Source organism: Candidatus Amarolinea dominans (genome assembly GCA_016719785.1).
Classification (GTDB): Bacteria; Chloroflexota; Anaerolineae; order SSC4; family Amarolineaceae; genus Amarolinea; species Amarolinea dominans.
Map to the genome: position 1 here is coordinate 53,699 of JADJYJ010000021.1, position 11,740 is coordinate 65,438.

The 11,740-nt window shown below is 64.6% G+C and carries 7 protein-coding genes; all 7 read left to right on the plus strand.

Going from position 1 to position 11,740, the window contains the following annotated elements:
• Positions 1-230 precede the first annotated feature (230 nt).
• Complete coding sequence (locus IPM84_19950; GenBank protein MBK9094991.1) at positions 231-692, plus strand: sigma-70 family RNA polymerase sigma factor; 462 nt, start codon at positions 231-233, stop codon at positions 690-692.
• Entirely contained in the window at positions 692-1,603 is a 912-nt protein-coding gene (locus IPM84_19955) for a hypothetical protein (protein MBK9094992.1), read from the plus strand. Before IPM84_19950 ends, IPM84_19955 begins: the two co-directional genes overlap by 1 nt.
• Positions 1,604-1,672: 69 nt before the next feature.
• Entirely contained in the window at positions 1,673-4,276 is a 2,604-nt protein-coding gene (locus IPM84_19960; protein ID MBK9094993.1) for a hypothetical protein, read from the plus strand.
• Between the two features lie 275 nt (positions 4,277-4,551).
• Positions 4,552-6,087 (plus strand): hypothetical protein, encoded by a 1,536-nt coding sequence (locus tag IPM84_19965; protein ID MBK9094994.1) that lies wholly within the window; start codon positions 4,552-4,554, stop codon positions 6,085-6,087.
• Between the two features lie 70 nt (positions 6,088-6,157).
• Complete coding sequence (locus IPM84_19970) at positions 6,158-9,295, plus strand: TIGR03663 family protein (GenBank protein MBK9094995.1); 3,138 nt, start codon at positions 6,158-6,160, stop codon at positions 9,293-9,295.
• Positions 9,273-9,656 carry an NHL repeat-containing protein gene (locus tag IPM84_19975; GenBank protein ID MBK9094996.1) on the plus strand — a complete coding sequence of 128 codons (384 nt, stop codon included), beginning with the start codon at positions 9,273-9,275 and terminating at the stop codon, positions 9,654-9,656. The genes IPM84_19970 and IPM84_19975 overlap by 23 nt, the downstream gene beginning before the upstream one ends.
• A 48-nt stretch (positions 9,657-9,704) precedes the next feature.
• On the plus strand, positions 9,705-11,740 hold a 2,036-nt coding region (locus IPM84_19980), incomplete at its 3' end, for a glycosyltransferase family 39 protein (protein ID MBK9094997.1).

Here is an 11,740-nt window from a genome sequence, read left to right on the forward strand (position 1 = left end):
CGCTCAAGCGGGTTGCGCTGGCGGCAACCTGCCTCGGCAGGTTTGTTGTAGCAGCCCGTGAATTCATTCATGGGCTACCTGGCGCCCTGAGCGCATTGCGCGTAATGCCGGCGCGCTGAACGCATCTATTTACCTGACGCCGACCGGGGAGGCACTGAGCACTGTCAACACCATCCGACCCGCTGGAACGCGACCAATTTGCGGCGCTTTACCAGGAATTCCTACCGCGTGTGCTCAACTACTTGCGCGTACGCGTGGGTGACGAAGCGCTGGCTGAAGAGCTGACCGCCACCACCTTCGCACAGGCTTTCGCCAAACGTCAGCAACTGCGCAACGTGGCGGCGTTTCCGGGGTGGTTGTTTCGCATTGCGCACAACGAACTGGCGCAGCACTTCCGGCGCCGGGCCAATCGCAACACGCTCACGGTGGACTTCGATTTCCTGGTTGCGCTTCCGTCGTCTGAGCCTGATCCTCACCAGGTCGTGGTTCAGCAGCAGCAGGTGCAGCTTCTGCTGCAAGCCCTGCGCTCGCTGCCCCCGCGTGAGCAGGAAATTCTGGATCTGAAATTCGTGGCTGGACTGAGCAACGTGCAGATTGCTGAGGCAACCGGCTTGACCCCCAGCAACGTCGGTGTCATTGTCTTCCGCGCCCTGCACAAGCTGCGTGACTACCACACCAACATGCGAGGTTGATGATGTTTGCCCGCAGGGATGATAGGGATGATAAGAAACCGATCAGTGACGCGGAGTGGGCCGCGGCCGACGCGCTGGAAGCCGTCTGGGAGAGCGACGTGCAACCCGACGCAGACCTGCAGCCGCTGCTGTTCACCGCGCGTCAGTTGACCGACCTGGCGGCCGCGCTGCCGCCGCCGTCACTGGCGTTGACGCAGCGCGTGCGCCGGCTGACCGCCGCTCCGCCGCGGCCGGCAGGGCGCCTGCAACGAATCTGGTCGCCCCGGCCCTGGTTGCGCGTCGCGACGGCGCTGGCGCTGGCCGTGCTGGCTCTGTCGCTCTTCACGGCGCCAGGCCAACGTGCTATGGCCGCACTCATGGCCTCACTTAACCTGGGCGACGGCGCCGCGCACAATGTGCGGGTCAATGTGTCGCCGGACCCACTGCGCACAGGGCCGCAGTACACCGGCGCCCGTGCGGAAAATCTGGCTAACCTGGACACGGCGCGCGCGCGCGTGCCCTATCCCTTGTTGGAACCGGCCTGGCTGCCGCCCGGCTACACCCTGCAGGGCGTTTCGGCCGTCTCATACGCCGGTATGCCCGATTGGTTCCCACAGCCGCTGTACATCGAAACTGATTACCGGGCCGCCGGCGCATCGCGCGTGAGCTTCGACCTGACCCTGCGCCAGTTCGGCGTGGCGCTCGGCGAAACGGGGCGCATCCGCACCTTGCGCTTCGACTCTGTGGATGTCACCGCGACGCAGGAGGTGCAGGTAAACGGTCGCGCCGCGCTGCTGCTCACCCTCGGTCAGCCCAGCCAGGATGCCGCGGTGCGTGAACTGGTCTGGCAACAGGGTGACGTGATGATCGAAATCTTGAGCCAGTCCCTCAGCCCCGAAGATATGCTGGCCGTGGCCGCGTCCCTGCGCTAAACCGATCTCGCAGACTCAATCGCAGACTTCTGCAGTCTCGCAGACTGTGGCAGTCCATTGTGGGGTATCATGCTTGCTGTACTCTCATTTTGGATCGTTGTCCAACTCATCGCCCTGGCGACTCTGCCGTTGACCTGGCGCCTGTGCAGCCGGCTGCCGGACCGCGGTTACGCGTTGGCGAAACCGCTTGGCCTGCTGCTTGTCACCTATGTGCTGTGGCTGGGCGCCAGTTTCGGCTTCCTGCGCAACAGCCTGGGCGGCATCATCCTGGCGCTCTTGCTCGTCGCCGGCCTCTCGGCCTGGCTGCTCTGGCGTGACGCCAGCGCCACCCCCATGCTGGCCTGGCTGCGCCAGCACGGACGGTTGATCCTCATCACCGAAGTGCTCTTTGCCGTGGCTCTTGCCATCCTGGCCTATTACCGGGCCTTCGATCCTGCCATCTCCGCGACCGAAAAGCCGATGGAACTCATGTTCCTCAACAGCGTGCTGCGCAGTGAGCGCTTTCCGCCGCTGGATGCCTGGCTGTCTGGCTACAGCATCAGCTACTACTACTTTGGCTATGTCATGCTCGCCGTGCTGACCCAGCTCAGCGGGCTGACACCCGCGTTCAGCTTCAACCTGGGCCTGGCCACCTGGTTTGCCCTGGTTGTGGTGAGCGCCTTCAGCGTGGGGTACAACCTGGTGGCCCTGCTGCCCGGCACCAGCACCCGCTCGCTGCGGACCAGCGTGCTGGCCGGGCTGTTGGCGGCTGTCTTCGTCGTCGTCATGGGCAATCAGCAGGGCATCCTGGAGTTTGCCTACCACAACCGCATCGTGCCCGCGGAAGCGATCCAGGCCCTGGACATCAAAGAGATGACCGATAGCGCACCGACCGGCCAGTGGAACGTGGGCGAATACTGGTGGTGGTGGCACGCGTCACGGGTCATTCATGACCGTGACCTGGCGGGCAACACGATCGAGGTGATTGACGAATTTCCGAATTTCAGCTTCATCCTGGGCGACATGCACCCGCACGTGCTGGCTCTGCCCTTCGTCATCATGGCGATCGGCCTGGCCCTCAACCTGATGCTCAGCGCGGCACAGAGCGCCGGGCAGGAGACCGCCGGGAACGGTGAGGCGTTTTCCTTCCGTGGCCTGGTGACCGCCTTGCCAACGCTCTTTCCCCTGGGCAGCCTGGGCGTGTTGCTCTACGCCCTGGTGTTGGGCGGCCTCAGCTTTCTCAACACCTGGGACTTCCCCATCTACCTGGCGCTGACGGTGGTGGCGGTGGGCGCGGCCCTGGCCCAGCAGCGCCGCGCGGTGGATGGCGTTGTGCTCGGACGCAGCCTGGCGCTGGGCGCACTGCTCGGCTTGCTCGGCATCGGCCTCTATCTGCCTTTCTACCTCGGTTTCCAGTCGCAGGCCGGCGGCATCCTGCCCAACCTGCTCTTCCCCACCCGCCTGAGTCAGTATGTGGTCATCTTTGCACCCTTCCTGGCGGCAACTCTCGCCTTTGCCCTGTTCTTGACCCTGCGGGCCGGCCCGACTACCGTGCTGCGCGGCAGCCTGGCCTGGCTGCCCTGGACCCTCGGCCTGCCCCTCGCGCTCGTGCTCTTGATGCTGCTCCTGACCAGCGTGGTGCCCTCCTTCCAGTCCTTCGTGCGGGAGCTGCTGGCGAACCCGGCCGTGCAGGCGCAGACCGGCGGCGCCGACGCCAACGCCCTGCTCGGCCTGGCGCTGCGCGTGCGCCTGGCCAGCCCGTGGACATTCCTCCTCCTGGCCGTGCTGCTGGCCTGGCTGGCGGGCCTCTTGAACAGCCAGATCACAGCACGCAGTGAATCTGCGCCAGACGCACCGGCCCCGGCGTCGTCGCCAGCGCTTGCCGTCACCTTTGCCCTGCTTCTGCTTGGCCTGGCGCTGCTGCTCACCTTTGCGCCTGAGTTCGTCTACCTCAAGGACAACTTCGGCACGCGCATGAACACCGTCTTCAAGTTGTACTACCAGGGATGGACGCTGCTGGCGCTGGCGTCCGCGTTCATTGCGGCCTACTTGTGGCAGGAACGCGGACAAATCCCGCTGCGCAGTGTGGCCCTGGCGTTGCTGGCCCTGCTGACCGTGACCGGCCTCTACTACCCGGTGGCCGCGGGCTACAGCAAGGCGGGCCGCTTCGCGCATACCCCCACGCTCGACGGCCTGGCCTACCTGCGTCAGTACAACGCGGGGGACTACGCGGCCATCCAGTGGATCAAGAGCAACGTCAGCGCGGCCCGCGTCATGCTGGAGGCCAGCGGCGGCTCTTACGATCGTGACGGCGCCGGGCGTTTTTCGATGAGCACCGGCATCCCCACCCTGCTCGGTTGGGACGGGCATGAGGCGCAGTGGCGTGGCCGCGCCTATGGCGAGATGGTCAAGGGGCGACCGGAAGCGATCGAGGCGATCTATCGCACGGCCACCGCCAACGAACTCAACTCGCTCCTCAATCAATGGGGCGTGGACTACATCGTCGTCGGTCAGCTCGAGCGCAACAAATACCGTCTGCAGCCCACCGCGTTGACCCGCCTCGACCGCAGCCTTGACCTGGTCTACGATCAGGACGGGGTGCGCATCTACCGGCGCCGCGGCCCGATCATCACCCAGCCGCCACCCATCGGCCCCGTAGTTGCGGCCGCAACCGTGGGCGGCGCCAACCCGTAACCTGCGGCCGCAACCGTTGGCGGCGCCAACCCTCTGCAAGAACGAACATTCAAGGTAACTATGGTCTCTTCGCACATCATGACGCAATCATCCGCAGCCGACTCCGAATCAACCTGGGCGGGCTGGCTCACCGTGGAACGGGCTGCCTATTTGGGGATAGCCCTGCTGGCCCTCTTCGTCAGGTTCTTCAACCTGGGGCTGCATCCTCTGGGCGCGGCCGAAGCTCACCAGGCCCTCACCGCCTGGCAACTGGCGCAGGGCGATTCCCTGGGGGCATGGTCAGCGGGGTCAGCCCCCTGCTGCTGTCGCTCAATCACGTGCTTTTCCTGCTCACCCTCGGCAGCGATACCCTGGCGCGCGCGCTGCCCGCGCTGGCCGGCACGCTCCTGGTACTGTTGCCCTATGGCCTGCGCCATGAGCTGGGCCGCCGCGCCGCGCTCATCGGCGCTCTGCTGCTGGCGCTTTCGCCCACGGCCGTGCTCTTTTCCCGCACGGTGGATGGTCACAGCCTGGCCTTGCTGGGCGCGCTTTTGGCCCTGGTGGCGGTGACGCGGGTCCTGGCCGGCGCCAACCCCTGGGCCGCGTGGGCCGGGGTGGGTGTGGCCGTCGCACTGAGCAGCGCGGCCGGCGGCATCACCGGCGTCCTGGCCCTGCTGCTCGGCCTGGTTTGGTTTGCCCGCGGCCAGATCGCCAACCTGTCGTCGCGGCCCCGCAGCCTGATCCAGGCGGCTGCGGGGCCGGCCGTCCTGGTTTTCGTTCTCGGCGCCACCCTGCTGCTCACCTTCTGGCCTGGCCTGGGCGCCACCGCGGATCTGTTCGGCCAGTGGCTGGCGCACATCGCCCCGGCTGCCGATGCACCGCCGTTTTGGTGGCCTCTGCTGCGTCTGCTGCTGGATGAACCGGTCATCCTCTTCGGTACGCTGCTGGGCCTCGGTTTCTGGGCCTTCAACCCTGCTTTCAGGCAACGGCTCACCTGGCCGGTCAAGACGGCCGCACTTTGGGGCGGTCTGGCGCTGCTCCTGGCGCTGTTGGGTCGCCAGCCAGCCGATGGTTTTGTCATCGCCGTGCCCTTAACCCTGTTGGCCGCGCAGGCGTTCGATTGGCTGCTCTCCCAAGTGCAGGATGGCCCGCGCTGGTCCGAAGAGTGGATCGTCATGCTGACCAGTCTGGTTCTCATCGTCACCTTTCGCCTCTACCTGGCGAGTTGGGCGCAAGCCAGTCAGAATCAGTACCTCATCGCCGCGCTGGTCCTCCTCGGCCTGATTCTGGTCCTGCACGTGCTCAGCGGCTTCTGGATCGGCCTGCGCGCCACGTTGGGCGTCCTGGCGTTGTTCGTGCTGACGGCGGTCAGCGTGGGACAGGTGGGGCGTCTGTGGGCGCTCAATCATAATCTGCTCCCGCGCCAGGTGCTGCTGGCTTACGAAACCGTCACCGCGCCCGATGTGCGCGTGCTGGTCGCGACCCTGGTCAACCGTTCGGCCCATCGCTACGGCGACGAGCACCGTTTCCAGGTGGACGTGGTGGCAGGGCCAACCAGCGACATCGTGCGCTGGTACGTGCGCGACTTCCAACGTGTGCGCCTGGTGACCTCAGCCACGGACGCCAACGACACCGACGCGCTGATAAGCGCCATGTCCGACGATCCATCGCCGCCTGGCGCCGACTTCATCGGCGCGGCGTACACCGTGACGCAGCGCTGGACGCCCCAGGGCTTGAGCGGTGCGCCCCTGCTGCGTTGGCTGCTGAGCGGCGAAGCCAAGACGCCGGCGCAGAATCAGGACGTGGTGCTGTGGGTGAATGGGGCGGAATAGGGCAGACTGAAATACAGAGCAATCATCTGGCAATAGCCTGGAATCTTGCTAAACGATTATCGAGGATGAGATGCAAAACATAGGAATCACGGAAAATTTGGACGCGTCATTTGTCAAACGCTTCAATTGGAATTCTGAAAAGACAGCTTGGGCCTTGCTCCTGATCCTGGCGGTGGTCACGCACCTTTACATGCTGGGCGTGCGCGCCATGAGTCACGACGAGAGCCTGCACGTGCTCTACTCCTGGAAGTTGTATGACGGCCAGGGGTATCAGCACCAACCGATGATGCACGGGCCGTTCCGGTTTCACATCAACGCGTTGGGTTACGCCCTGTTCGGCGTCAACGATGCCGTCGGACGGCTGCCGGCGGCTGTGGCTGGCATCGCGACCGTTTGGCTCTTGTGGTTCTTCCGCTCTTACCTGGGGCGCCTGGGCGCGTTCCTGGCCGCGACGATGTTCGCCATCTCGCCGGCCATTCTCTACTACACGCGCTACATCCGCGATGAGTCTTTCATGCTCCTATTCCTGGTCTGGCTCATCCTGATGATCTTCCGCTACTTCGACACGCGCGAACCGAAGTACCTGATCGTGATGATGGTGCCCTACGCGCTGATGTTCACCTCGATGGAGATCTCCTATATTTTCGCCGGGCTTTTCATCGGTTTCTTCCTGCTCTACGCCCTGTTGGACATCGCGCGCGACGCCTGGTCGCAAGACGCGCTCAAGATCCCCTTCTTTGTAGCCCTGGCAGCCAGCGCCGTGGCGGCCGTCTACAGCTTCTATCGGGTTACCCGGGGTGAGGTTGGCGTGTCTGAAACGGGCGCCATCATCGTTTTCTTCCTGGGTGTGGCCCTATTAGCCACCGCGCTCTACCTGGCCTGGCGAGGCGTAGGCGAGCGCCTGCATACCCATCCGGCCCTGGACGTGGTCATCTGGCTGTTGGCCATCGCCGCGCCGCTCTTTTCGGCCTTCATCATTCGCATGTTCGGCTGGGATCCGCAGGATTACAGCCAGACCGGCTACATCCGTTCGTTGGGCGTCTTCCTGGTGATGCTGGTGGCGGCCGGCGCAGTCGGTGCGCTGTGGGGTCGTGTGCGCTGGCTCATCGGCGCGGGCGTGTTCTACGTGATTTACATCCTGCTCTTCACCACCTTCTTCACCAACGGTCAGGGCATCGCCACCGGCGCCATCGGCTCCCTGGGCTATTGGCTGGCGCAGCAGGAAGTAGCGCGTGGCGGGCAGCCCCTCTACTACTATCTGCTGACCACGCCGATGTATGAGTTCCTGCCCCTCTTCCTGACCCTGGGCGGCATCGTGGCTTTCATCACCGGGCGCGGCTGGCGTTTCCTGATTCCAAAGCCGGAGGCGGAGGGCAAAGATCAGAGATCAGAGATCAAAGATCGGGTTCATGGAAGGCGAACGATCTCCGGTCTTAGGACAGAGATCGGAGATCAGAGAGCAGAGATCGGGTATGTGGAAGACGAGAATGCGCCGCTCGGTGGTCTCCGGTCTCCGGTCTCCGGTCTCCGGTCTCCGGTCTCCAATCCCCAATCTTCGGTCTCCAATCCCCAATCTCCAATCTCCGGTCTCCGGTCTCCGGTCTCCAATCCCCGGTCTCCGGTCTCCGGTCTCCGGTCTCCGACCTCAAACTTCCAGTCGCTCTTCACCCTGTTCAACATCTGGTGGTTCCTGGGCGCGTTTGGCGGGTTGACGTGGGCCGGCGAGAAGATGCCGTGGCTCACCGTCTACATTGCGTTGCCCATGACCCTGATGGGCGGCTGGTGGGCCGGCCGCGTCCTGGAGCGCATCGAGTGGGGCGCGTGGCGTAAGCAGGGCGGCCTGTGGCTGCTGCTCTCCCTGCCGGTGATGATCTTTGCCCTGACAACCCTGGCGCAATCCAGCCCCTTCCAGAATGTCACCATCGCGGGCCTCAGCACCACCCTGCAATGGCTGGCCGCGCTGGCGATGCTGCTGGCGCTGGCCTGGCTTGCCGTCGGTTGGATTCGCAACCTGGGACGCCAGCGCAGCGGGCAGACGATCTTCCTGGCGCTGGCGCTGGCGCTGGGCCTGTGGACGGTGCGCGTCAGCTACATGTTCAACTACATCCACTTCGATGACGCGACGGAACTGCTGGTCTACGCGCACGCCACCCCGGACATCAAGCGGGCCATGAACGAAATCGCAGAGATTTCCGAGCGCACGGTGGGTGGCAAGCAGATCAAGGTGGCCTATGATGATGATTCGACCTGGCCGCTGGAATGGTACCTGCGCGAGTATCCCAACCGCTCCTTCTACGGCGCGTCTCCCAACCGCGATGCGCTCGATGCGCCGGTTGTCCTGGTGGGCGACAAGAATGAAGACAAGGTCAAGCCGTACCTGGGCAGTCGCTACGTGCGTTACAGCTATCGTTTGGTCTGGTGGCCCAAGCAAACCTACTTCGGTCTCACCTGGCAGCGCATCCGTGACGGCTTGCGCGATCCGCAACAGCGCAAGGTCGTCTGGGATGTCCTCTGGTATCGCAAGTACACCCAGCCGCTCAGTGAATGGGACCCGGTGCATCGCTTTTCGATGTACGTGCGCAAGGATGTGGTGACATCTATCTGGCAGTACGGGGCGGTGGCCGCCAGCGGCGACATCACCGATACCGTTGCGGCGGTTGATCCCTACGAAAAGGGTGTGCGTCAGGTGACGTCGCTCCGCCAGTGGGGCGGCGCCGAGGGTGAGGCCAATGGTCAGTTCCGCTCCCCGCGCAATGTGGCCACCGCTCCGGATGGCTCCCTGTATGTGGCTGACACCGGTAACCACCGCATTCAACAGTTCGACGCCAGCGGCAATTTTGTGCGCCAATGGGGCGGACAGGGCGCCGGCAACGGTCAGTTCAACGAGCCGTGGGGCGTGGCTGTGGCCCCCGATGGCAAGTTCGTCTACGTCTGCGACACCTGGAACCACCGCATTCAGAAGTTCAGCGCCGAAGGCACGTTCGTCAAGGCCTGGGGCGCCAACGGCGTCACCGATGGTCAGTTGGGGCAACAGGGCGTCTTCTGGGGGCCACGCGCAGTGGCCATTGATGGGCAGGGTCGTGTCTACGTGACTGACACCGGCAACAAGCGCGTGCAGGTCTTCGATGCCGATGGATCACCCGTGGGTCAGTTCGGCGGCGCCGGTCTGGTGGACGGCGCCCTGGATGAGCCGGTCGGCCTACATTGACAAGGACGGCAACATCTACCTGGCCGACACCTGGAACAAACGGGTGCAGGTCTTCAGTAAGGATTTCAAGTATCTGCGCCAGTGGCCGGTGGAGGGATGGCCCAGCCAGTCTGTGGTCAACAAGCCGTACCTGGCCGTGGCCGACACAGCCAACGGTCGCCGCGTCTACGTGACCGATCCTGAATACTACCGGGTACTCATCTTCGATGACCAGGGCAAGTTCATTGCGCTCTTTGGCCAATATGGCAATCAGGCCAATGAGATGACCCTGCCCACCGGCATCGCCGTGGATGCCCAGGGACAGTTGTTCGTGGCCGACCCCGATTCGCACCGGGTGATACTCTTTCCGGCCGTGAACTGAATGCTCAGAGCTGAACGCTGAACGAGGAATGCTGAACGAGGTGGTCGCTTGTCCCAATTGATTGCTCTGCTGGCTGCAGCTATCCTGGCCTGGCAGGGTCTGCGCTCGTTTGCCACGCCGCCCTTTGCGGCCGATGGCTGGTTGTGGATGGCGGGCGCCGCGGTGCTGGCGGCGGTGGCGTTTGCGCGCAGCGAGGTTTTCATGCGCGAGCCGCAGCCGCGTCAGACCTGGCACTGGGCCGCCCGCGCACCGTTGCTCGCCGGCCTGGCGCTGCTGTTGCTCGGCATTGGCGTCAACGTCTGGGCCAACGTCACGTTGCACCAGAAGCTCTACGACATCCCCGCCACGGCCGCCTGGGTTGCCAGCCTGCTCCTGGCCCTGGTTGGCGCCGGCCTCCTGCAGCGCCGCCAGGCGAGCGCACCAGCCAACGCCGGGGCGGGCGCTGGTGTCACGCCGGAGGCGCTGACCCACGGCGCTGCTGTTCAGCAGTCAGCATTCTCAGCGTTTTCGCAGGAGACGCCAGACAGTCAGCATTCCCCCTGGTATCGTCGCCTGCCTTACCTGGAACTAGCCCTGGTGGCCCTGCTGGCGGGGGTCGCCATCTTCTTTCGTGTCTATCGCCTGACCACCATGCCGCCGGGCATCTTCATTGACCAGACCAACGGCGCGCTCGACGCGCTGGCCATCCTGGAAGGACGCCAGGCTTCGCCCTTCGGCACCAGTTGGTATGAAATCCCCACCCTGTACGTCTACTTCATGCTCGGCATGTTCAAGCTGCTGGGCGCTAGTTGGCTGGCGCTGGTTCTCGCCTCGGTTGTTCCCGCGGTGCTGACCGTGCTGGCCGTCTACCCCCTGGCGCGCACCCTGTTTGGCGTGCCCACCGCCCTGGCCGCTATGGCGTTCATGGCCTTCAATCGTTGGCACATCAACATGAGCCGCTGGGGCTGGATCGAAGTGGCGACGCCGTTCTTCCAGGTGGTCAGCGTTTACTTCCTCGTGCGTGCCGCCAAGACACGGCGCCTGCTCGATTTTGCCCTGGCCGGGCTTTTCCTGGGCCTGGGCATGTACATGTACCTGGCTATTCGCATGGCCGTCGGCGCGGTGGCGCTCTATGTGCTCTATCGCCTGCTCGTACAGCGCGGCTTCTGGCGCGCCTGGGTTGGGCTGGCGCTGATGGCCCTGCTCTATCTGATGACCTTTTCCCCCCTGGCCGACCATTACCTGCGCAATCCGTTCACCTTTCTCAACCGTTCGCAGCAGGTGACCATCGCCAACGACATCAAGCAGGCCGGCTCCTACCAGCCGCTGTGGGAAAACCTGCGCCGCCATGCCGAGATGTTCACCGTGCGCGGCGACTCCAACCCGCGCCACAACTTGCCGGGCGCGCCCATGGTGGACCCCGTGACCGGCGCGCTGCTGCTGATCGGCTTTGGCTACGGTCTTTGGCGTGTCCGCGATCACCGCTACGGCCTCTTGCTCATCTGGATTTCCATCACCCTGGCCGGCGGTGTGCTTTCATCGCTGGGCGAAGGCCCGCAGGCCTTTCGCACCCTCGGCGTGACGCCGGCCGTCGCCATCCTGGCCGGCGATGTGCTTGTGCGCGCCTGGGTTGCACTGCGCCGCGGCCTGGCGCCGCGGCCGACCGCTGCGCCGTCGTCTCCTGGCCCTGATGGCCTCCCCTTACCCTGGAACGCCTGGGCCGGCCTGAGCCTGGTGGCACCGCTGGCGCTGCTCGCTCTCGCCGCCTACGCCAATTACACTGTCTTCTTCAACCAGCAGGCCCACAATGAAGCCGTCTGGCAGGCCTTCTCCCCGATGGAGACCGCCGTGGCGCGCGAGGTGCAGAGCAAGCTGTCCACGCACAGTCTGTACCTGGCGCCGCGTCTCTTCTATTTTTCGCCGCTCATTTTTCTCACCTACCAGGCGCCTGGCGACGGCGGGGGCGGTCTGCGTGAGAAGCCGTACCGCATGGCGCAGCCGGTGGACGACCTGCCGCTGCCTGACACCTCCGGGCAGGATGCGCTCTTTCTGCTCGACATGCACTATCAGGATTTGCTGGAACTGTTCACCGCCTATTACCCCGG

Excerpts from the sequence above, each read along its gene's own strand:
- IPM84_19955 (MBK9094992.1), top strand. The coding sequence starts at position 692 with ATGATGTTTGCCCGCAGGGATGATAGGGATGATAAGAAACCGATCAGT.
- IPM84_19960 (MBK9094993.1), top strand. The coding sequence starts at position 1,673 with ATGCTTGCTGTACTCTCATTTTGGATCGTTGTCCAACTCATCGCCCTG.
- IPM84_19965 (MBK9094994.1), top strand. The coding sequence starts at position 4,552 with ATGGTCAGCGGGGTCAGCCCCCTGCTGCTGTCGCTCAATCACGTGCTT.
- IPM84_19970 (MBK9094995.1), top strand. The coding sequence starts at position 6,158 with ATGCAAAACATAGGAATCACGGAAAATTTGGACGCGTCATTTGTCAAA.
- IPM84_19975 (MBK9094996.1), top strand. The coding sequence starts at position 9,273 with ATGAGCCGGTCGGCCTACATTGACAAGGACGGCAACATCTACCTGGCC.